At 62.7% G+C, this 20975-nt stretch carries 18 protein-coding genes and 1 pseudogene; 7 read left to right on the top strand and 12 right to left on the bottom strand.

Translation table 11 applies throughout. The annotated features are described in order from the left end of the window. Positions 1-23 precede the first annotated feature (23 nt). On the top strand, positions 24-965 hold the full coding sequence (locus tag ATN38_RS30520) for an ABC transporter substrate-binding protein (RefSeq protein ID WP_003946000.1): 942 nt from the start codon (positions 24-26) through the stop codon (positions 963-965). Between the two features lie 240 nt (positions 966-1205). Further along, on the top strand, positions 1206-2456 hold the full coding sequence (locus ATN38_RS30525; RefSeq protein WP_007735500.1) for a reverse transcriptase family protein: 1251 nt from the start codon (positions 1206-1208) through the stop codon (positions 2454-2456). A 13-nt stretch (positions 2457-2469) separates the two neighbouring features. Here ATN38_RS30525 and ATN38_RS30530 read toward each other — a convergent pair whose 3' ends face one another. From ATN38_RS30530 to ATN38_RS30540, 3 genes are read right to left on the bottom strand one after another with little or no spacing between them, the layout of a single operon-like run. After that, positions 2470-2856, bottom strand: a complete 387-nt coding sequence (locus ATN38_RS30530; RefSeq protein ID WP_050656904.1) for a RidA family protein — start codon at positions 2854-2856, stop codon at positions 2470-2472. A 42-nt stretch (positions 2857-2898) separates the two neighbouring features. Further along, entirely contained in the window at positions 2899-3711 is an 813-nt protein-coding gene (locus ATN38_RS30535) for an alpha/beta fold hydrolase (protein ID WP_050656903.1), read from the bottom strand. Between the two features lie 2 nt (positions 3712-3713). After that, positions 3714-4490 (bottom strand): IclR family transcriptional regulator, encoded by a 777-nt coding sequence (locus ATN38_RS30540; RefSeq protein WP_007735498.1) that lies wholly within the window; start codon positions 4488-4490, stop codon positions 3714-3716. A gap of 195 nt (positions 4491-4685) precedes the next feature. Here ATN38_RS30540 and ATN38_RS30545 point away from each other — a divergent pair, with 195 nt between their 5' ends. The 5 genes from ATN38_RS30545 to ATN38_RS30565 are packed head-to-tail and all read left to right on the top strand — an operon-like array spanning position 4686 to position 9110. After that, positions 4686-5690, top strand: coding sequence for an ABC transporter substrate-binding protein (locus ATN38_RS30545; RefSeq protein WP_218749314.1), 1005 nt, complete (start codon positions 4686-4688; stop codon positions 5688-5690). A 10-nt stretch (positions 5691-5700) separates the two neighbouring features. Further along, on the top strand, positions 5701-6483 hold the full coding sequence (locus ATN38_RS30550) for an ABC transporter permease (RefSeq protein WP_218749315.1): 783 nt from the start codon (positions 5701-5703) through the stop codon (positions 6481-6483). Positions 6484-6485: 2 nt separating this feature from the next. After that, the gene (locus ATN38_RS30555; RefSeq protein WP_218959922.1) at positions 6486-7268 is read left to right on the top strand and encodes an ABC transporter permease; all 783 of its coding nucleotides are present in this window, start codon (positions 6486-6488) and stop codon (positions 7266-7268) included. Further along, positions 7268-8077, top strand: coding sequence for an ABC transporter ATP-binding protein (locus ATN38_RS30560; protein ID WP_075834991.1), 810 nt, complete (start codon positions 7268-7270; stop codon positions 8075-8077). Before ATN38_RS30555 ends, ATN38_RS30560 begins: the two co-directional genes overlap by 1 nt. A gap of 22 nt (positions 8078-8099) precedes the next feature. Next, complete coding sequence (locus tag ATN38_RS30565; protein WP_218749316.1) at positions 8100-9110, top strand: YdcF family protein; 1011 nt, start codon at positions 8100-8102, stop codon at positions 9108-9110. A 6-nt stretch (positions 9111-9116) separates the two neighbouring features. Here the strand turns inward: ATN38_RS30565 and ATN38_RS30570 are convergent, their stop codons facing one another. From ATN38_RS30570 to ATN38_RS33025, 9 genes and pseudogenes are all read right to left on the bottom strand, one after another. After that, a complete protein-coding gene (locus ATN38_RS30570) occupies positions 9117-9950 on the bottom strand; it encodes an NmrA family NAD(P)-binding protein (protein ID WP_030537953.1) in 834 nt (277 codons plus the stop codon). Positions 9951-9964: 14 nt separating this feature from the next. Continuing rightward, positions 9965-11908 carry a hydantoinase B/oxoprolinase family protein gene (locus tag ATN38_RS30575; protein ID WP_007735492.1) on the bottom strand — a complete coding sequence of 648 codons (1944 nt, stop codon included), beginning with the start codon at positions 11906-11908 and terminating at the stop codon, positions 9965-9967. Then, complete coding sequence (locus ATN38_RS30580; RefSeq protein WP_003946077.1) at positions 11908-14007, bottom strand: hydantoinase/oxoprolinase family protein; 2100 nt, start codon at positions 14005-14007, stop codon at positions 11908-11910. The genes ATN38_RS30575 and ATN38_RS30580 overlap by 1 nt, the downstream gene beginning before the upstream one ends. A 281-nt stretch (positions 14008-14288) precedes the next feature. Further along, complete coding sequence (locus tag ATN38_RS30585) at positions 14289-14960, bottom strand: carbon monoxide dehydrogenase subunit G (RefSeq protein WP_197942199.1); 672 nt, start codon at positions 14958-14960, stop codon at positions 14289-14291. Further along, positions 14957-17479, bottom strand: coding sequence for an aerobic carbon-monoxide dehydrogenase large subunit (cutA, locus tag ATN38_RS30590; protein WP_007735488.1), 2523 nt, complete (start codon positions 17477-17479; stop codon positions 14957-14959). The genes ATN38_RS30585 and cutA overlap by 4 nt, the downstream gene beginning before the upstream one ends. Beyond that, on the bottom strand, positions 17476-18120 hold the full coding sequence (locus ATN38_RS30595; protein ID WP_003946048.1) for a (2Fe-2S)-binding protein: 645 nt from the start codon (positions 18118-18120) through the stop codon (positions 17476-17478). Before ATN38_RS30595 ends, cutA begins: the two co-directional genes overlap by 4 nt. Before the next feature lie 2 nt (positions 18121-18122). After that, positions 18123-19025 (bottom strand): xanthine dehydrogenase family protein subunit M, encoded by a 903-nt coding sequence (locus ATN38_RS30600; RefSeq protein ID WP_042448023.1) that lies wholly within the window; start codon positions 19023-19025, stop codon positions 18123-18125. Between the two features lie 89 nt (positions 19026-19114). Then, complete coding sequence (locus ATN38_RS30605) at positions 19115-20554, bottom strand: uracil-xanthine permease family protein (RefSeq protein WP_003945984.1); 1440 nt, start codon at positions 20552-20554, stop codon at positions 19115-19117. Between the two features lie 292 nt (positions 20555-20846). Continuing rightward, positions 20847-20975, bottom strand: a pseudogene (locus ATN38_RS33025) (aspartate aminotransferase family protein); the annotation flags it as partial.

A 20975-nucleotide genomic window follows, 5' to 3' on the forward strand; every position in this document is an offset into this window, starting at 1 on the left:
CAGAACAGGAAACCGTAGATCTCATGACCGTTCGCGTCGGATACTTCCCACACAACAATTCGCTGTTCGTACTGCGCCACACCGGAATCCTCGAACGCCGTCTCCCCGATGTCGAGTGGGTGGACCTGCGTGAGCTTCCCGCCAAGCCTGCAGTGAACCCGGAAAACGCCTTGCCGACCCTGCACTCGGACTGGCTGTTCGAGGAGGGCGGATACGACGTGATCGGAACCGGATTCACGCCGCCCGTCACCGGATTGGCTCAGGGCCGCGATCTCGTCTACATCGGAATCTCCGGCCCACGTGTGGAGAACGGGCGCCTGGTAGTCAAGGCAGAGTCCGAGATCAACACGGTTGAGGACCTGCGCGGCAAGCGCGTCGGCATCGCGCACGGATCGTGGCAGACCACACTTCTGTTGTTCGCCCTGGATCAGGCGGGGCTGACCTGGTCCGACATCGTCCCTGTCGACACCGACGTACGCGGTGGTGGAGCGGACCTCGTCGACGGCACCATCGATGCCTGGGTTGGCGCGTACCCGGGGCTGACGGACATCGAAGCGAACCACGAACTGCGCACGCTGATCGCCACCGACGGACTCTTCAGCCACCCCTCACTGTGGTTCACCCGGCGCGATTTCGCGGATACCAACCCGGAGGCCCTCCAGGCGATCATCGAGGCCCTGCAGGAATCCGACGCCTGGATCGAAGCCAACCCCCGCGAAGCCGCCCAGGTCTTCGTCGACGACGTCGAGAAGCGTGGCGGGTCCGCGAGCCTCGATGCCTGGGAAGCTGCACTGCGCGGACGTCCTTTCGGCGTCAACCCTGTCACCGACGAGTTCCTGGACGAGCAGCAGCGCGCGGCCGATCTCCTGCTGAGCAACGGACTACTGCCGAAAGCGGTCACCGTCCGCGAAGCAGTCGTGCCGTGGATCAGCGAGTTCGTCGGTTCGGATCGTTCGTCGATCTGAGGACCCACTCCTGACAGATCCGCTTCACACGTGACAGATACCGAACGGTCTGCCATTGTGAAGGAATGCGGCGGCGCGTGGGTGAGAGTTGGTCCACGCGACCAGTCTCAGGGGTAACCCCTGGGTCGGCCAGAAGAATTGGATACTGCGTCCACCGGCGTTCGGCACGCTCCGCGTGCTTGCCGCCGCACCGGACAAAGGATTTGGTCACCCCGCCCCGTCGCATCCCGGAGTCGAATCATGCGTGACTTCGAGCTCGATCCCGAGTTGGCGCGTCGTCTGGCCGTTGCGGCCGCTGACGCTCCGTGGACCCTCAGCGGCCTCGAGGAGGCATTCGGAACCGTCTTCGGCGTTTCCCCGACGCTCCTGGCCGTGCGCGTTCTCGACCTCATGCCCGCTCCACCGTTCGAACCGCAGACTCTGTATCGATTGCTTCGCGAACTACCTCGCCTGCGGCCTGTTCCTCTCTCACTGGACACCAATGAAACCTCGGTGTGGCGGTTCGACGTTCCCCGCTACAACACCAGTGTGGACCTGGCTCGTTCACTGGATCTGACGATCTCCGAACTCGAGTGGTTCGCCGACCGAGGGGAATGGCTCCGCACGAAACCCCGACCGCTACGCCACTACCGGCCGATGCAGATCAGCAAGAAGGCCGGCGCTCGCCTCCTCGAGGTACCGAAACCCCGATTGCGCGAAATTCAGCGGAAGATCCTGCGCCGCATCCTCGACCTGGTGCCCCCGCACGACGCGGCACACGGATTTGTCCGTGGTCGAAGCCCTCTGACTTTTGCAGCGCCGCACGCACAGTCGGAAATCGTGATCGGCGCGGACCTCGCGCAGTTCTTCCCTTCGATCAGCGGCAGCCGCGTTCATGCCGTCTTCGCCGCCCTCGGCTATCCACCCGCAGTGGCAGGCGTTCTCACCGGATTGTGCACTGTTGCAACGCCTGCCGATACCCTGCGCGGCCTACCGTATGCACAGGCATCACAGCTACGCACCGCGCATCTTCCGCAAGGCGCACCCACTTCTCCTGCACTGGCGAATCTCGTCGCACGCAAACTCGACATCCGCTTGAGTGGACTCGCACAAGCGAACTGGCTCACCTACACCCGATACGCCGACGACCTCGCGTTCTCCGGAATCGAAGTAGCCGACGTCGGCACCCTCCTCTGGACGGTCGAGCAGATCGCCAGAGACGAAGGGTTTGCCATCCATCCACGAAAGACCAAGGTGATGCGCCCTCATCGACGCCAACACCTCACCGGGCTGGTGATCAACGACCAACCCTCGTATCCGCGCGACGACTACGATCGCTTGCGCGCCCTGCTGCACAATGCCGCCACTACTTCTGCGCAGGAACAGAATCGGGATGGCGTGGAGAACTTCCGCGCCCACATCTACGGCCGGATCGCGCACATCGGCGAAACCAGCACGACACGCCGACGCACATTGCTGCGCCTGGCTGAACGTGTGGATTGGGACGGTTAGTGCCCGCGAGCAGTCAGAACCGCGGGGTGTAGGCCATGCATTCGACCTCCATGTGCGCACCCAGTGCCAGTCCGTCTGTTCCGAACGCACTGCGGGCCGGCAGTCTCGACGCCGGGAAGTACTCGAGGTAGACCTTGTTGAACTCCTGCCAACGAGACATGTCGTCAAGCATGACAGTACATTTGAAGATTGCTTCGACGCCGGAACCGTAAGCGATCAACGAAGCCACGATGTTCTCCATGGTCTGACGAGCCTGCGCTTCGAAGCCGTCGGCCAAAGTCCCGTCCGGGAGCATGCCGATCTGACCCGACAGATACAGAACGTCTCCGACGCGCACTCCGGTGGAGAACGGCGTATCGAAAGCGGGTGGGATGAACTCGACGGTCTGAGATGAATCCATTAGATCTCCTCGGAGTTGGAATATGCGTGACGAGTTGGCGTTTCAGCGCACTGGGCGCGCACGAACATCGGCCAGGAAGTGCGCCACCAACTCGTTCCACGCGTGTGGGTCCTCGAAATAGGGGGAGTGGCCGCGGTCGGCAAGTTCGACCACTTCGGCGTGGGGCAGGAACTCGGCGGCGCTGCGAATCCGCTCGGGTGTCATCAAATCGTCCAGCTCACCCGCGATCAGCAGAACCGGCGCCGTCACCGCGGCAAGATCGCTCGGCGAGTAGTTGTGGGCCTTGAGAATTCGGAAGAACTCGGTGTCAGGTGGGCGATGACCGAAGGTGCCGAGAGCTTGGTACAGGTATGCCCTCGCCATGTCCAAGCTCGGCAACCGTCCGCCCACAGCGGGATGCTCCCCCAGGGGCCGCGCGGTGACGGGTGCTGCGGTGAGGGGAGGTGCGCTGTCCGGACCGAATCCGACGGGAATGCCGCCGGTCGTGCAGGCCAGGACTACCGACTCCACCCGGTCCGGAACAGCGATCGCGGTCCCCAATGCGGCCCAACCGCCCATCGACTGGCCGACCACGTGCGCTCGATCAACCGCCAACAGGTCCATGATTTCGATCAGATCAGAGACTGCCGCTACCGGGCCGTGGTTGCCGTTCTCGTTGGTAGAGCGGCCGAATCCTCGCTGATCCCAGCTGATCACCCGATAGTGCTGAGCGAAATAGGGCACCTGCTGGTACCAGACGGCCGCATTTCCGCCGAGACCGTGCGTGAGAATCAGATCCGGGCCCTCGCCGGCAGTCTCGTACCAGACCCGTTCGCCGTCTGCGACGGTGATGAAGCCCTCGGTCCGTGAAATCATCCTTATTCTCCTGTGTCGGACGGGCGCTTGCCCGAAGTGTGGTCAGTGAGGAGTTGCTGCACTTCATCGGTGGCCCGCAGCAGGTGTTCTTCGACCATTCGCGTCGTCTTCGCATCGAAGTCGGTATCGAAACCGATCACCGTCAACGCACAGAGCGGAGACCCCTTGCGGGAAGACACTGCACGCGAGACCGAACCGATGATGTCCTGAGATCGTTTGTGGACAACGGCGAATCCGGTTTTCTGCGTCTCGGCGATGTCGGCGAGAAAGCCGGTGGGTCCTTCCAGCGGATAGCCGCTTTTCTCCACCATCGCCAGGTAGGGCGCCCGGGTGTTGTCCTCGAGTGCCGCCACCAACGCGAGCGGACCCGCGAACCGGTGCGGCGGAAGCAGATCCCCGAGCATCCGAGTGATCATCTTGAGTCTCTCGGGACGCAGCGCCGCGATGATCCGCGTCCCGCCGCTCTCGAGAACCTGCAGATTCACCATCATGTCCGTGCTCTCGGACAGCACCCGCATGGTCGGATCGCACAAGGCCGCCAACGAATGCGCTGCCGCTTCGTGGGAAACCTGCAGTGCAGCCGGGCCGGGGAGATAGCGACCGTCGTAGCGGAAGACCCAACCACGGTTCGCGAGTTCTCCGAGCACTCGGTGCGCAGTCGGGCGGAGCATCCCGACTTCTTCTGCCAGTTCGCTGAGCTTCATCGGCGTGGTCGAGCGCGCGATGGCCTCGAGTAGATCCAGCGCTTTGTCGACGGCGGACGCAGAACCCTTCGTCATCCGATCCCCTCCCGGTGCCGTGGATGTACCCGGCGATCCGAAATCTCGTGTTCTTGGAAAACCCTTGGCATTCGCCTAGGAAATTACTATAGTCACAACAATCATTCCGGCGTACGGAATTCTTTGAGCTTCTTCACCTTCCCACCGGATTACCGGCAAGGAAGTCATATCTTTCCCAGCGAGAGGTTTTCGGACATGACGGTTGGACTTACCCTTCGGTCGACACCACGGTTCAGAGTTGTTGCCCTAGCCGCGGTCGCGACCGCGGCATTGGCACTGACAGGCTGTTCGAGCGACGCCACGGCCTCCGACGACGGGGGCACCCAGACCACCACGATTCGAATCGCACCTCAGCCGATCGCGGACTTCGCACCGATTTGGCTCGGCATGGAGCAGGGGTACTTCACCGATGAGGGACTCGACATCCAACTCGTGGAGGGCGGCGCTAGTTCCTCGGCTCAAATTCCGTTGTTGCTCAGCGGAAATGCAGATATGGCAGCCACGACTGCCGCTGCCGCAATTCAGGCACGGAGCCAGAACATGCCCGTCACCATTGTCGGCGGGCTCACGAATTTTGCCGCAAATGACAGCGTCGACCAGTCCGGTCTCGTGGTCGCCAAGGACAGTTCCATCAGCGGCTTCCGTGACCTCGAAGGCAAGACCGTCGCGATCAGCGGTTTGAAGTCCGTCAGCGAAGCAGTCATCTCTGCCGCGGTGGAGAAATCCGGCGGAGCAGCGAACAAGGTCTCGTTCATTCAGGCGCCCATGCCCAACCTCGGCGACCTGGTTTCCACCGGCGGGGCCGACGCGGCGTTCCTCATCGATCCGTTCCTGAGTAAAGCAACCGACTCGGGGCTGAAGATCCTCGGCCACCCCTTCCCCTTGGCCGCGCCCGGTGTGCCAGGGACCTCGCTGGTCGCTTCGGAATCGTTTGTCAATGCGAACCCTGACTCACTCGCGAAATTCCTTACCGCGCTTGCCAAATCAGTTGACTACGCCAATCAGAATCCGGGCGCGGTCAAGGCTGCACTCTCGACACAAGCCAAGATTCCGCTAGAAATGCTGGCCAACAGCAAGAATCCTCAGTTCGTCGCAGTAGTGGAACCGGGTGCTCTCGGCACGGAGATCGAACTGCTGGTCAAGTACGGGGTACCGACGGATTCGGTCGAGGCCGAATCCCTGCTGACCCCGGCCAACTGAGTTGTCCGCCTTGACAACCCTGCAGACTCGCCGCAGGCAGGTTCTGCTCGGTCGGCTGCTGACGCTCTTCGCGTTGGCAGCCGCCTGGCAGATCTTCGGAATGCTCGGCGACGAGGACGTCCAAGGTATTCCGAAGTTCAGCGACGTGGCAGTGGCCTTTGTGAACGAACTCGGCACGTCCTCGTTGTGGACATCACTGGGACAAACGGTGACCACCACGGCGATCGGATTGGCACTGTGCCTGGTGATCGGAATCCCGGCAGGGCTGCTGCTCGCCGCGCACCCGTTCCTGACGGTCTCCTCCCGCTTCGTCATCGACTTCTGCCGAACCGTTCCGCCGCTCGCAATCATTCCGCTCTTTCTGCTGATCATGGGCCCGACGCAACGGATGGCGGTGGCACTGATCGTGGCAGTAAGTGTGTGGCCGATTCTGCTCCAGACGATTCACGGTGTGCGCAACGTCGACCCGGAACTGGTGGCCACCGCACGATCCTTCCGACTTCCACTGTGGCGCAGGCTCGCTCTCGTCGTCGCACCGGCATCGATGCCCTACATCTTCACCGGGATTCGCATCTCGGCAACACTGAGCTTGCTGCTGACCATCGGTGCAGAATTGATCGCCGGCGTGCCGGGACTCGGTAAGGAGATCCTGCTGAGCCAATCCGTCCCCGATCGAATGTTCGCACTGATCATCGTCGCCGGACTACTCGGAATGCTGCTCGCCTTCGCCGTGATGGCGATCGAGAATCGTTTACTTGCCTGGCATTACATCCCGAGGAGGATGACGACGTGAAGATGATGTCAGGACTTCGACTCCTCGCGTGGGAGTTGTGGCTGCCGATCTTGATCGTCGTCGTATGGTACTTCGGTTCGGAGTCGAGCAAGTCGCCTTACTTCCCGCCGCTGTCGCGTATCTGGAAAGCGTTTGTGGACAACTGGTTCGGTCCGGGATTCGCCCACGATGTCGTACCGAGCTTGACCAACCTTGCCTTCGGTCTCGCCGTGGCACTGGTGGTCGGCGTCGGAGCCGGTCTCCTGCTGGCACTGTTCCCGCTGGCTGCCGACATTGCCGATCCGTTTCTCCAGTTCTTCCGCGCTATTCCGGCGCTGGCCGTATTACCCGCTCTTTTCATCGTTTTCGGAACCGGTTCGACGGGTAACGTTGCCGCCATCGCCTTCGGCGCGGTCTGGCCGATACTCCTCAACACCCTCGACGGCATTCGCTCCATCGACCCGAGTATCCGATTGGTGGCGCGCAGCTACCGGATCCGTACACCCCTCCTGGTGACGCAGGTACTCCTCCCCGGAGCGATGCCGCAGATAACAGTCGGTATCCGCACCAGTCTCGCGATCGGTGTCGTCATCATGGTCGGAAGCGAAATGTACGTCTCCACTGCAGGAATCGGTCACTTCGTGATCGTCGCGCAACAGACCTTCGCGATCGCCGACATGTGGTCCGGAATTCTCCTGCTGGGAATCATCGGATACGTGCTCAACCTCGGATACGGCGTGATCGAACGATGGTTGCTCAGATGGCAGCCGCGGACCCACGACGCTCTCGCAGTGAAAGGAAACTGATGTCATCCACAGAATCTGCGGCATCGATACCCGCAGTCGAACTGAGCGGCCTCGGGGTGACCTACGGCGGTCCCACCGGCCGCGAAGTGCTCCGCGGCATCGATCTGTCCATTGCACCCGGAGAAATCGTCTGCATCGTCGGCCATTCCGGCATCGGCAAGAGCACGCTGATTCGTTGCATCGCCGGTCTGCAGAAGCCGACCACCGGTGAGGTCCGCATCGCCGGGATCGCGATCGATGCACCGCCGGCCACGCTGGCTCTCGTGTCACAGGACTACGGACGCACACTGATGCCGTGGCTTCGAGTGGGCGAGAACGTTCGCCTGCCGCTACGGGGCAACGGTCTGGCGCGGAAGGTTCAGAACGAGAGGGTTAGCGATGCACTTGCCGTTGTCGGTCTAGGCGGTGCTGCGCGTTCCTACCCCTGGCAGTTGTCCGGCGGAATGCAGCAGAGAGTGGCGATAGCTCGCGCTCTCGCCTATCGGCCGCAGGTACTCCTCATGGACGAACCCTTCGCGTCGGTCGATGCGCAGACCCGCGCGGAACTCGAAGACCTGCTGCTGACGCTTCAGCGTGATCTTGGCATCACCGTCCTCCTCGTCACCCACGACGTCGACGAATCGGTGTACCTGTCCGATCGAGTGGTCGTCCTCGGCGGAACTCCGGCATTGATGCAGGACATCGTCGACGTCCCGTTGACCGGAGCTCGAGATCAACTGACCACCAAGGCAGACCCACTGTTCATCGAGTGCCGTACCAGGGTCCTGTCCGCGATCCAGCAGTCGAAGGTGGTGGCGCCCGTGTCGTAAGCGCCTCGCCTAGGCTGGCTCCGTGATCCTTCTCCTCATCGGCCTCGCGCTGCTCGGATTCTGCGGCTACCGGTTCAGGCAGGATCGACGGAGGCTGAGCAACGGCGTCTATCTACTTCTCGGACTGATCTTCACCGGTCTGTGGATGTTGCAGTCGGGTGCGCCAGGCACCGAGGTCCCGTCGTTCGTCATCGCGACGATCGCTCTGCTCTCGCCGTTGCTGGTGCTCCTGCTTGCAGGATTCCTGATCGTCAACGGAATCACTATGCTGCGGCGCGAGGGATTCAGCGTCGCGAATCTGCTCTCACTCGTCGCCGGACTCGGCCTGCTCGTTCCCTACGTGTTGCTCGCATCAGCGCTGCTGACGCAGAGATATTGGCTCGCAGTCGTTCTCGGTTCGTTCAGCCTGGTCGCGTCGTACCTGGGGTTTCTGTTCACGAGCTTTCTGCTCTACTCCTACGTCTACGGACGCCAGAAGTACCAGCCCGGGATGGACGCGATAGTGGTTCACGGCGCCGGGCTTTCGGGCGCCGACGTGACGCCCCTGCTTGCCAGCCGTCTGGACAAGGCGGCCGACGTCTTTCGCGCCGAGGTCCGCGAAGGACGTTCACCACTGTTGGTCGTGAGCGGCGGGAAGGGTTCGGACGAGGTGGTCAGCGAGGCGGAGGCAATGTGCGTCTACCTCGTCGATCACGGGATACCGCGCGAGAGCGTGATTCTCGAGGACCGCTCGACCACCACGCTCGAGAACCTCGAGTACACCAGGGACCTTCTCCGTGCCAACACCACGAAGCCTCGAATGGTGCTGGTCACCAGCAACTTCCACATCCTCCGAACCGCGACGTTTGCCCGAAGCCTCGATCTGGATGCGGAAGTCATCGGTTCCCACACCGCCCGGTACTACCTGCCGAGCGCCATTCTGCGCGAGTTCGCCGCCGTCACGGTGGAGCACAAGTGGCTCAACGGAACGGTCTGCCTGATCCTGGCCGCCCTGCCCCCACTGGTGGTCTGGGCGGTCGGAGGCATTTCGTAGCCGGATTCAGCGAATCAGGCTCTCGACGCCCATCGGTCGGCGACCCAGAAGCAGTTCGACGGCCGCGCTGCCGGCAAGAAAATCATGGTGGTTGTAGAACTCGAACATCGCCGCCAGACGCGAGCTGGCGTTGACGTCAAGGCTGCTGCCGATCTGTTCGCGCCATTGATCCACGCTGATCTGATCTATCGCGACGGTCCGTGACGTCTGCTTTTCCACCATCTGTGCCACCTCCATGACGCTCAGAGCTTGCGGGCCGCCCACCTCGTACGTCGCTCCGTGATGTTCACCCGAGCCCTCGCTCAGTACGACCGCGGCAACAGCCGCCACGTCCGCCAGACTCACGAACGAGAACTTCGTTTCCGCGCTGTACGGCAGGACGATGGTGTCAGACCGACCAGTGAGTACCGCCTCGAAATTCTGCGCGTACGCACACGGTTGCAGCACAGTCCATTTCAAGGGTGAACGATGCAGCTCGTCCTCACACCTGGCTTTGTCCAGGTGATGCGGCATGGACGGGCTGAACGGCCACGCGACGGAGTGATAGACAAAGTGCTCCACTCCCGCCGATGCCGCTGCCGTCAGCGCATTGCGAAGCAGTGCGGGCTCGTCGGGATGGACGTTCGGGGCAATGAAGTACACGCCTCGGCACCCGGCGAGCGCCTTGCGCAGTCCGCTTCCGGTTTCCAGTTCTACCTCGAAGTCCCCGTCGACACGCGCCTTTCGCACCAGTCGCCGAACTGTCACGCTCGGCGGCAGTGCAGCGACGACTGCCTCACCGGTCTTACCCGCGGCGCCGATCACCGCGATGTCGGCGCCGCGAGCAATTCCGTTCTCCATGAGAGTTTTCCGTCCTAGACGTAGTCGTAGACCGCTGAGGTGGCGCCACCGGAAAGCTGCGCGTAGCCCGGACCCCGATCGAAGAAGGGTTCGTTCTCACCGCGTTCCGAGCGCAACTGATCCCGTAGCTCCGTGGTAGCAGCCTCGTCGACGGTCGGCTCGTCACCCTCGATCACGACGACAACGCCGTAGTCGTCGCGTGCACCCTCTACGGAAACCTTGCGCCACTGAATGTCTCGCAAGACCTCTTCGGTCGGGCGCTCCAGTGGATCTCCCCAACCGCCACCACCGGTGGTGCGAATCCGTACGACCTCGCCGGCCTTGATCGGCTCGGCATCGGTCAGCGCGTCGAACTCACGCTCGTTCGGTCCACCCGGATCCAGGACGACGGAGAACGGCCGACCGGCCTTGCCGCCCTTGACTCCCCAGCAGGCGAGGATCGAACGGTCCGCGATGGACATGAAGTGAGCATCCTTGAGCATGCGGATGTGCTTCTCGTATCCCAGGCCGCCCCGGTAGCGTCCGGCTCCACCGGAATCCATGGCCAGACCGAGCTTTTCGACGATGAAGGGGAAACGGCTCTCGGTGAATTCGGTCGGCAGGTTCCGCGAATCGGGAACGACGTGAATCGTGTCCTCACCGTCGGCGTAGTAGCGTCCGCCCGAACCGCCGCCGAGCACCTCACGCATGAGGTACGAGTGACCCTCGAAGTCCTCACCGTAAACGCCGGTGTACCTGATGGTCTCCTGATCGGCGGGCATGTTGCCGTCCACAGCCTTGGCGACGACGCCGGCCAGCACTCCGAGCAGACGGAGGATGACAAACGTGCGCGCGTTGGTGGGGGCGGGGAAGATCGGGGTGATCAGTGTTCCCTTCTCGGGGAACTTCATCTCGATCAGCGGTACGACGCCCTCGTTGACATCCAGTTCGGCCATGCGCTCCGGGGTGTCCGCGAGGTTACGCAGAATCGGGGCCAACCACTTGATGAGGAAGTTTCCGTCCGCGTAGTCACCACAGTGGTTGATCGGGCCCTTTGCCTGCGGTCCGGTTCCGTTGAAGTCCAGGATGAGTCGCTCGCCGCCCTCGTCCTCCGGTCGCGTCTTCGTGAGCGTGATGCGCTGGATGTGGAGCATCGGTTCGTCGACGCCGTCGTGCTCGGCGTAGTCCTCCCACGTGTACTCACCGACCGGGATCTTGCTGAGGATCTCGCGACGGTACGTCTCGGTGGTCGCGTCCATCATCGCGTCGAAGCACGACTCGACGGTGTCGACGCCGTAGCGCTCGAACAGTTCGGTGAGTCGACGCGCACCCATCAGGCACGCCGAGCACTCGGCGTCGAGGTCAGCTGCGAGGGCGTCCGGCATGCGGGAGTTACGCGTCATGATGCGCAGTGCCGCCTCGTTGGGAACTCCCTGGTCCCACAGTTTGATCGGCGGAACCATCAGTCCCTCTTCGTACACCGTGGTGGCGCCGGACGGCATGGAGCCGGGGCAGCAACCGCCGATGTCGTCGTGGTGACCGAACGCCTGAACGAACGCAACAACCTTCGGCTCGGCATCGGGAGTGACGCGGGCGAAGACAGGCACCGTGACGCACAGGTCGGGGAGATGGCCGATGCCACCTTCGGACAGGTAGACGTCGTTGTGGAAGTACACGTCTCCCGGCTTCATCGTCTCGAGTGGGAAGTCCCGGGCGATCGGATGAACCAGGGCGGAATACGAACGGCCCGTGAGCTTGCGGAGGTTCCGGTCGTGAATACCGGCACGGAAGTCGTGAGCGTCACGGATCATCGGTGAGCGCGAGGTGCGCGAAATGGAGGTCTCCACCTCCATTTCCACGCTGGCAAGGTAACCGGCGACGATCTCGACCAGAATCGGGTCAGGTGACGCGCCGTCGGTAGCGGTGAGTCGGTACGGCTTGGCCGCGGTGGCAGCAGCAGCATCGAGAATGGCGGTCATCACTTCACTCCGTTCGAGTCGGAAGACTTCGAGATACGAATGTTCCCGAAGGTGTCGATACGTGCCGAGAATCCGGGATGGATCGGGACAGTCGAGCTGAACTCCTCGATCACGGCCGGTCCTTCGATGACGTCACCCGCACCGAGCAGTGTGCGATCGTAGGTGGCCGTTTCGACCCAGCTGTCGAAATACGATTGACGCGAACCGGTTCGAGCGGTGTCGGCGCCGGTGCCGGCCGGGATCTCCTTGAGCGTCGGACGCTTGATCGGGCCGATGCCACTCACGCGCAGGTTGACCCATTCCACGTGCTGCGACGGGTCTCCCCGGAAGTCGTAGCCGTACAGTTCGCGGTGCGCCTGGTGGAACGCCTCGGCCGCGTCGTCCATGATCTGCGCCGTGACGGTACCTTCCGCCACCGGGACGCGCACCTCGAATGCCTGACCGAGGTAGCGCAGATCCGCAGTACGAGAGTACTTGCGCTGCGTCTCGTCGAAACCCTCTTCGGCAAGCGCAATCTCGGCTTCGCCGGCCAGCGCGTCGAACTGGCTCTGCAGGTCTTCAGCCTTCAACCGGTCGTGACGACTGACATGCGTCTGGACGTAGTCGTTGCGGACATCGACCGTCAGCAGACCGAACGCGGAGACGTTACCCGGATTGAGCGGGACGAGAACGTCTTTCAGACCCAGGATGTCGACGAGACGGCAGGCGAGCAGCGAGCCGGAGCCGCCGAACGTCACGAGGGTGAAGTCGCGAACGTCGAGGCCACGCTTGACGGTGATCTGACGCAGGGCGTTGGCCTGGTTCCACGCCGAGACCTCGAGGACGCCGACCGCGCACTCCTCGAAGCCCAGACTGAGCTGTGTTGCAAGCTCTTCGAGGCCCTTGCGTGCCAATTCCGTGTCGAGAGGAATCTCGCCACCGAGCAGGTGGGGTGGGATGCGACCGAGCAGGACGTGCGCGTCGGTGATGGTCGGTTCGCTGCCGCCCTTGCCGTAGCACAACGGTCCGGGATCGGCGCCGGCCGACTGAGGGCCGACTCGGAGGGTGTGTTCCGGCGTCATCCACGCGATCGACCCACCACCGGCGCCGACGGTCACGACGTCGATCATCGGGATCTTCGACGGGTAGTTGCCCACTCGCCCTTCGGTGGTCAGCGCGGGCTCGCCGCGAACCACGACGGTGACATCCGTCGACGTTCCGCCGCCGTCACAGGTCAACACCTGCTCGACGCCGGCGGCGTCGGCGATCAGCGCAGCACCGAGGGCTCCGGCGGCCGGTCCCGACAGGACTGTGGTAATAGGCTGGTGAACAACCTCTTTGGCCGACAGGACACCGCCGTTGGACTTCATGACGTAGAACGGGATGTCGCGGGGTTCACCGTCGGTGGTCGAGAACTCACGCAGACGATTCGCGATGTTGTTCACGTAGTTGCGGATGTTCGGCTTTACCGCGGCGTCCACGAGTGTGGTGATGGACCGCTCGTATTCGCGGTACTCACGCAGCACCTGGCTCGAGATGCTCACCGTCGCATCGGGGAAAACTTCGAAGAGGATGTCGCGTACGCGCTCCTCGTGCGTCGGATCGGCGTACGAGTGCATGAGGCAGACGCCGATGGTCCGGATCCCGCGGTCCTTGAAGAACTGCGCTGCGCTGCGAACGCTCTCTTCGTCGAGCGGACGAATCTCGCTGCCGTCGAAGGAAAGGCGTCCACCGACGGTGCGTACACGATCGGCGGGGACGATGCGTTCGGGCTTGACCCAGAAGTACGAGTTGCCGTAACCGTCCGGCACCGACTGACGAGCGATTTCGAGAACGTGCTCGTAGCCCTCAGTGGTGATGAAGCCGAGGTTCTCGACCTTGCCTTCGAGCAGCTTGTTCGTCGCTACGGTCGTACCGTGGCTGACCGCACCGATCGAGTCGCCACTCTCACCGAGCTTGGCGAGTACCTTCTCGATACCGGCGAGAAAGCCCTCGGCGGGGTCCGCCGGGGTGGACGGGGTCTTGGTGGTGACGATGGCGCCGGTTTCGTCGTCCACTGCCACGATGTCGGTGAACGTTCCGCCGGTATCGATACCGACCCGAATCTTCCTGGGTTCCACGCTTCCTCCTGAGATCTTTGGCTCGTCTCGTCTGGTACCGATCGACGGTTGCGGCCTAGCCGGTAAGTGGCTCGTACCTGACGTGTAGAGCTATTCCACAGGTTCGGAAGAGCGGATTCTTTGTCACAATTCGCCGAATCGGGGGACCAAGGTTCGGCGCACGATCACGAGCGGATCTTCGCCGGCGCCCCCGTGGGTTACGCGGACGTGAAAAACGCCCCGAACCTGGCCGGTTCGGGGCGTTTCCCTCATCGCAAATCAGCTGTTGACACCTGAGTGAACTACTCGCGACAACCAGAACGCGCCAGGAATCCGCCTATAGCAACACCTGACAAAGCAATGGCTGCGCCGACGACGGCGCTGACCATCACCGTGCGAGCATCTGTGCCGCCCGCTGTCGGTGCAGCGGCCGGGAGAACCGCCGGTGCCGCGACAGCTCCGGAAACTACCGGCGCGCCTTCGACCGCCACTGCCGGTACCGCCGCCGCCACGGCGGCAGTGACCTTCTCGGGGATGCCGTTGGCAATGACGCCGTCGATGCTCTTGAAGAACACCCCGGCCATCTTCTTGGCTACACCGGTGATCATGCGCTGCCCGACGCCGCCGACCATCCCGCCGACCACGGCGTCGGCGTCATACGAAAGCAGCGTGCCACCCTCGTTCTCCGTCAAGGTGACCGTGACGTCCGCCTTCACCGTGCCGGGAGCACCCGCCCCCGAAGCCGTCATGACAAACGAACTTGGCCGATTCTGTTGCGACAGAACAACTTCGCCGTCGTAGACGCCCTTGATCGACGCGACCCCCGCCATGATGGAGAGCTTGTAGTGATTGTCCGTGAGCTGCTCGAGCGACTGCACACCGGGAATGGTCGCGGCCAGTACACGACCGTCCTGGAGCTTGTCGTAGACCTCTTCGCGAGGTGCCGTCAGCTGCGCGGTGCCGGCGATTCTCATGCATTCTCCTCTGATGACGAACCCGCGTGTGCGAGTCGAAGTTCGAACAGTTCGGACGGTGAAATGGGCATGGACGTGATCGAGATTCCTTCGGCGTCCTCGATGGCAGCCGCGATGACGGCGCTGGTGGGGATCACACCCGCCTCACCGGCACCCTTCATTCCGAGTGGGTTGAGTCCCGACGGCGTGACGGTGTGATCCATCTCGAGCGAATCCGGCATCTCGGTGACGAACGGCATCAAGAAGTCCATGTACGACGCGTTGAGCATCTGCCCGTGCTCGTCGTAGACGATCCGCTCGTAGAGTGCGCCGCCGATACCTTGCGCGACGGCGCCCATGACCTGACCTTCGACGATGCGGGGGTTGATCACGTTTCCGCAGTCGTGGATGACAACGTAACGACGGACCGTGATCTCGGCTGTCACGGGATCGGTTTCGACGATCGCCGCGTGCACTCCCGAAGCGAAGGTGGAACTGGGCGGCGAGTAGTAGCCGGTTGCTTCCAGACCGGGCTGCTCACCCTCGGGAATCGGCGGCTTCGACATGTCCGTGTCGGTCTTGGCGAAACCGGTGGCCAGCTTCGACTCACGGTCGAACGCATATCGTAGCGGGTTCGACAGCACGGCAACAACACTCAGCGGTACGGACGTACCCTCCACTCCGGCTTCGGTGCCGATCTTGCACACGTGGCCTTCCCGGAGTTCCAGTTCGGTTTCCGGCAGATCCAGGATTCCGGACGCGATCTTCTTCGCCTTCTCCGCGACCATCTGCGCCGCGACATGGAAGGCCGAACCCGACATGACCGCACCACGCGAGGCGAAAGTGCCGACGGCATAACCGAACCGGCGGGTGTCACCCGTGACGATCTCGACGTCGGAGACCTTGACTCCGAGGTCGTCCGCAACGATCTGGGCGAACGCGGTCTGATGGCCTTGGCCTTGCGTCGTCAAGCCTGTTGCGGCCTTGACCTTTCCGGACGTCTCGACCACGACGTGCGCACCCTCGTAGGGTCCGGGTCCGGTTCCCTCGACGTACGCGCCGATACCGATGCCGACCGACCGACCTTCGGCGCGAGCCTTCCTCTGGTACTCGGGAAATCCGTCCCAGTCGATGAGCTTCTTGAGCTTGTCGATGCCCGCCTGGTAGTCGCCCGTGTCGTAGATCAACGGGCGTCCGTCCTGGAACATCAGGCCGAAGTCGTACGGCATGTCCTCGGGGCGAATGAAGTTCGCCTCCCGCACCGCGATCTTGTCCTTTTTCAGGTACTTGGCGATGGCGTCCATGGATCGCTCCATCGCGAACACGGCCTGCGGACGTCCGGCGCCGCGGTACGGGGTCACGATCACGGTGTTGGTGTACAGCGAATAGGCGTTGACCCGGAACGACTTCGGCTTGTACGGCCCGAGAACCTGCGTCGCGGTGTTGATCATGACGATGATCCCGTACGGCAGGTAGGCACCGTTGTCGTGCCAGAACGTGAAGTCGAACGCCAACAGACGACCCTCGTCGTCGAATCCGATGTCGACCTTCTGGATCTGCCCGCGCTCGTGTGCGCTCGAGATGAAGTGCTCACGGCGATCCTCGACCCACTTCACCTCGCAGGAGATACCGGCCTGGCCGAGGCGTCGAGCGGCCCACGTGATCATGACTTCTTCGGGCCACGGGTGAACGATCTTGACGCCGAATCCGCCGCCGACGTCAGGAGCGATGCAGTGAACCTTGTTCAGTGCCATCCCCAATCGCGCGGCGATTGCGGCGCGGGCGGACGTGGACGTCTGGGTGGAGGTCCAGAACGTGAGGGTGTTCTCGTCACCGTCCCAACGTGCGTAGACGCCCTTGCCCTCCATCGGCATGGAAGCCGAACGCTCGATTTCGAGATCCAGCGTCAGTCGGTGCGGCGCGGCGGCCAGTTCGTCATCCAGATCTCCGAACCCGTGCTGCAGGTGAGCGGCGACGTTGTCCGGAACGTCTGCGTGGACGGCGTTCGCGGCGGTGCGAGCGACGTCGATCCCCACTACAGGCTTCAGCGCCTCGTAGGTGACGTCGATCTTCGCGCAAGCGTCCTCGGCGATGTACCGGTTGTCGGCGACCACCATGGCGATGGCTTCGCCGACATGCTTCACCTCGTCCTTCGCGAGGGGATACCCGTTGCGCGGAGCGATGATTCCCGGATGCGGAATGAGCAGTGGCAGGTTCTCCGCCATTTCCGGCGTGTCGGCCAGGAGATCTTCGTAGGTGTAGATGGCATGCACACCAGGCACTTCCAGCGCCTGGTCGATGTCGATGTCGATGATTCGCGCATGAGCGTGCGGCGACCTGACGAATGCCGCGATCAGCGCGTTGTGGCCCAGATCGTCGAGGTATCGCCCCTGACCGCTGAGCAGACGCGTATCTTCCTCGCGCGGAATCGGTTTACCGAAGAACTTGCCGTCGTCGGCAACCGAATGATCGGCCGTCGAATGATCGGAAGCGGGGTGCTTCGCCCCGTTGCGCTTTGCTGGTTTGACCGGAGTACTCATGCCTTACCCGCCCGTCCTCCGACAGGATTCGTTGTTCCCCGCACCTTGCGATCCAACGCCTCCCGAGTGGACGCGTCGTCGATTCCGAGCGGGAACTGCCCGGCCCGTTCACGCTTGATCTCGGCTGCGCGCAGAACCGACGCCCTGATGTTCTGGTACCCCGTACAACGGCAGAGGTTTCCCGCTATCGCGTCGGTAGCTTCCTCCCGCGTGGGGTTGGGGTTCTCCTCGAGAAATGCCGCGATGGTCGTCACGAATCCCGGAGTGCAGAATCCACACTGCAGACCGTGACAATCCTTGAACGCCTGCTGAACCGGATGCAAAGTGCCGTCCGGCTCGACGAGGCCTTCGACGGTGGTGATCGATCGACCTTCGAGGCTGGCCGCGAGGACGAGGCAGGATCGAACAGGCTTTCCGTCGAGCAGCACGGTGCACGCACCACACACGCCGTGTTCACAACCCACGTGCGTGCCCGTCTTACGGAGGTGGTGACGAATGGCATCCGAAGCCAGAGTGCGGGAGGGAAGAACGACGGTGTTCGTCACCTCGTTGAGCGTGAACGTGACAGCTACATGGTGCTCACCGGTATCTGCTGCCAGCTCGGCAAGTTGATCATCGATGGAGCGATCGTTTTTGGACATTGTCACCACTTTCCTGCCAGTACTGCGTTCTCACTGAGAGCATCCGTTGCCGCCGCGAAGCCGACCCGCGCCGTGAGCGCGGACACCAACTGCGAGCGGTACGCCGCCGTCCCGTGAATGTCTGCCTCGGTATCTATCTGCGCGCGGGCGCATTCCCCGAGGGTGCGCCACCGCGGGTCCCGCTGATCCGTCGCCGACGCCCCCGCCAGTACGTCCGTGTAGTCCACGACCTGTCCCAGCTCTCCGGCGGACACGTACGTCATGTGCGCTTCGGCCACCAGACCGTCGACCACGCGAATCCGTGCGACGACACCGACCAGTGCGTAGTCACCGTGACGGCGCGCGATCTCGTCGATGGCGGTTCCCACGCCGGGTTCGGCGGCGGGCACCGACACCGACACCGCGATCTCGTCTGATTCCAGGCTCGATTCGAGAGGACCGGCGAAGAGATCCGTCGACGCGATCTCGCGGGTGCCACGCACCGACTGGACGGTCACGCTGCCCCCGAGCAGCGTCAGGACTGCCGGCATCTCCGCCGACGGATCGGCATGGACGATGGAGCCGACGCTCGTCCCGCGGTTACGGATCGTGGGGTGCGCTACCAACTGCAGAGCACGGTTCAGCAGAGGCTGGACTCGACGAGCACCTTCGTCGGCCGCCAGCACCGAGTGCGTGGCCAGGGCCTGGAACCGCACTCCTTCGTCTTCGGACGAGGTCACCGAGGCGAGGTTCGGGATCGATCCGATGTCGACGATGTGGGCGGGCGCGGCGAGGCGCATGGACAGCAGCGGCACAAGCGATTGCCCACCGGCGAGCACCTTCCCCTCGTGAGAGACCTCGGAGAGGATTCGGCACGCGTCCTCGACCGAGGACGGTCGGTGATAAGTCAGCGGCGACGGTTTCATTACTCAATCCTGCCTCTATGAGTCACTTCACGTTTTGTGCAGATGTGACAACGGTCACGGGTCATACCTGGCATACATTCAACTTGGCATCACGTGAGCTGCGCCACGGGCTCTTCGCGTTCGTCATCTGACGCATTCGCCCCCGGCGTTGCGCCCGGCCGCCTGCCGGACTTCGGCCTGTTCAGTTCAGGGTTCCAGGACCCTACGAGCCGGCAGAGGTGGTACATCACGATCAAGACGATGGTGCCGAGCGCGATACCTCCGAGCGAGAACGTGTCACTGAACTTCAGCGCCGTGTCGCCGATACCGATGATCAGACCGGCGGCAATCGGCATCAGATTCAGCGGGTTCCCGAAGTCGACGCCGTTCTCTTTCCAGATCTTGGCGCCGAGCAGACCGATCATGCCGAACAGAACCACAAGAATTCCGCCCAGGACGCCGCCGGGCGTCGCCGCCATGACTGCTCCGAACTTGGGCGAGAAGCCGAGCAGGATCGCGATGAAACCCGCAATCACGTACGCGGCGGTCGAGTACACCCGCGTGGCAGCCATGACACCGATGTTCTCGGCATGAGTCGTCGTAGGGGAGCCGCCTACTGCGCTGGCGATGGCGGTGGCAAAACCGTCACCGGCAATGGCGCGTCCGATGTACGGGTCGAGATCGTCGCCCGTGATTTCGGCGACCGCCTTGACGTGTCCGGCGTTTTCCGCGACCAGTGCGATGACACCGGGAAGCACCAGAACGATGAACGTGAGGCTGAACGAGGGAGCATGAATACCGACGATCCCGTTGGCTTCGTCCGAGAACGGCGGCAACCCGAACCAGGAAGCCGAGTGCACCGAATCCCAGTTGACACGAAAGTGCTCGGTGGGTGCGCCACTACCACTGGCGGACGTGATCGGACCGGAGAGCCGGTCGAGGACCCACGAGAAGATGTAGCCGAAAACCAGGGCGACGAGAATGGCGATACGTCCCAGGAAGCCGCGTAGCGCAACGCTCATCACGATCAGGGCAACCATCACGATCAGTGCCACCCACTGATCCTGCGGCCAGTACAACCCCGCGACCACAGGCGCCAGGTTGAAGCCGATCAACATCACCACAGCGCCGGTGACCACCGGCGGTAGCGCTTTACTGATGACGCCACCGCCGAGAAAGTGGATGGCGATGCCGACGAATCCCAGAACCAACCCCGACACCAGAATCGCACCGGTCACTTCGGCCGTCGTTCCACCTTGGGCACGAATGGCGGCAACGCCACCGACAAAAGCTGCGGATGTTCCGAGGTAGCTGGGGACGTGCCCCTTGACCACCAGCAGGAAGAAGAGCGTACAAAAGCCTGACATCATCACGGCAAGTTGAGGATTGAGGCCCATGATGATCGGGAAGACGAACGTCGCGCCGAACATCGACACGACATGCTGGCCGCCCAACCCGATGGTTCTCGCCCAACTGAGTCGCTCGCCGGGAGCGACCACTTCACCGGCTCCGATGTTCTTTCCGTCTCCGTGCAACGTCCAGATCGGCATGACGAGACCTTTCGCAAAGGAGGAAGGTGTTCGAAATGCTTTGTGCCCCAGCTCACAAACACCGTGTCTGGAGTGAAACGCTAATGCAGGACCGAGATTTGGACGTGATGACAATCTGCCAGAACCCACTCACCGAGATTGGCAACAATGGTGGCAGATGATGCGGGCAGGGGTCATCGTCAGTGTTGGAGGCAGTTTCGACCGAAATGAGGACCACGCCACGAAGGGCCCAAACATTTTCTTCGGCTTAATGATTCCGTAACACGATGTCTGTCAACGGAAAACGACAGTCCTAGCCGAGGGCTGCGAGGATCCCTGCTGCCATCTCCGCGACCTGATCATCGGTCATGACGAACGTCGGCGAAATCTGCATCGCACCCTGACCCGCGGCGCGACCCGAAATACCGTGCTCACGAAGCGT

The sequence above is a fragment of the Rhodococcus sp. FH8 genome (genome assembly GCF_019266085.1).
In the GTDB taxonomy this organism is placed as follows: domain Bacteria; phylum Actinomycetota; class Actinomycetes; order Mycobacteriales; family Mycobacteriaceae; genus Rhodococcus_F; species Rhodococcus_F qingshengii.

What these genes read in the sequence shown, in the direction of transcription:
- ATN38_RS30520 (WP_003946000.1), top strand. Translation starts at nt 24, where the DNA reads ATGACCGTTCGCGTCGGATACTTCCCACACAACAATTCGCTGTTCGTA.
- ATN38_RS30525 (WP_007735500.1), top strand. Translation starts at nt 1,206, where the DNA reads ATGCGTGACTTCGAGCTCGATCCCGAGTTGGCGCGTCGTCTGGCCGTT.
- ATN38_RS30530 (WP_050656904.1), bottom strand. Translation starts at nt 2,856, where the DNA reads ATGGATTCATCTCAGACCGTCGAGTTCATCCCACCCGCTTTCGATACG.
- ATN38_RS30535 (WP_050656903.1), bottom strand. Translation starts at nt 3,711, where the DNA reads ATGATTTCACGGACCGAGGGCTTCATCACCGTCGCAGACGGCGAACGG.
- ATN38_RS30540 (WP_007735498.1), bottom strand. Translation starts at nt 4,490, where the DNA reads ATGACGAAGGGTTCTGCGTCCGCCGTCGACAAAGCGCTGGATCTACTC.
- ATN38_RS30545 (WP_218749314.1), top strand. Translation starts at nt 4,686, where the DNA reads ATGACGGTTGGACTTACCCTTCGGTCGACACCACGGTTCAGAGTTGTT.
- ATN38_RS30555 (WP_218959922.1), top strand. Translation starts at nt 6,486, where the DNA reads ATGATGTCAGGACTTCGACTCCTCGCGTGGGAGTTGTGGCTGCCGATC.
- ATN38_RS30560 (WP_075834991.1), top strand. Translation starts at nt 7,268, where the DNA reads ATGTCATCCACAGAATCTGCGGCATCGATACCCGCAGTCGAACTGAGC.
- ATN38_RS30570 (WP_030537953.1), bottom strand. Translation starts at nt 9,950, where the DNA reads ATGGAGAACGGAATTGCTCGCGGCGCCGACATCGCGGTGATCGGCGCC.
- ATN38_RS30575 (WP_007735492.1), bottom strand. Translation starts at nt 11,908, where the DNA reads ATGACCGCCATTCTCGATGCTGCTGCTGCCACCGCGGCCAAGCCGTAC.
- ATN38_RS30585 (WP_197942199.1), bottom strand. Translation starts at nt 14,960, where the DNA reads ATGAGAATCGCCGGCACCGCGCAGCTGACGGCACCTCGCGAAGAGGTC.
- cutA (WP_007735488.1), bottom strand. Translation starts at nt 17,479, where the DNA reads ATGAGTACTCCGGTCAAACCAGCAAAGCGCAACGGGGCGAAGCACCCC.
- ATN38_RS30595 (WP_003946048.1), bottom strand. Translation starts at nt 18,120, where the DNA reads ATGTCCAAAAACGATCGCTCCATCGATGATCAACTTGCCGAGCTGGCA.
- ATN38_RS30600 (WP_042448023.1), bottom strand. Translation starts at nt 19,025, where the DNA reads ATGAAACCGTCGCCGCTGACTTATCACCGACCGTCCTCGGTCGAGGAC.
- ATN38_RS30605 (WP_003945984.1), bottom strand. Translation starts at nt 20,554, where the DNA reads ATGCCGATCTGGACGTTGCACGGAGACGGAAAGAACATCGGAGCCGGT.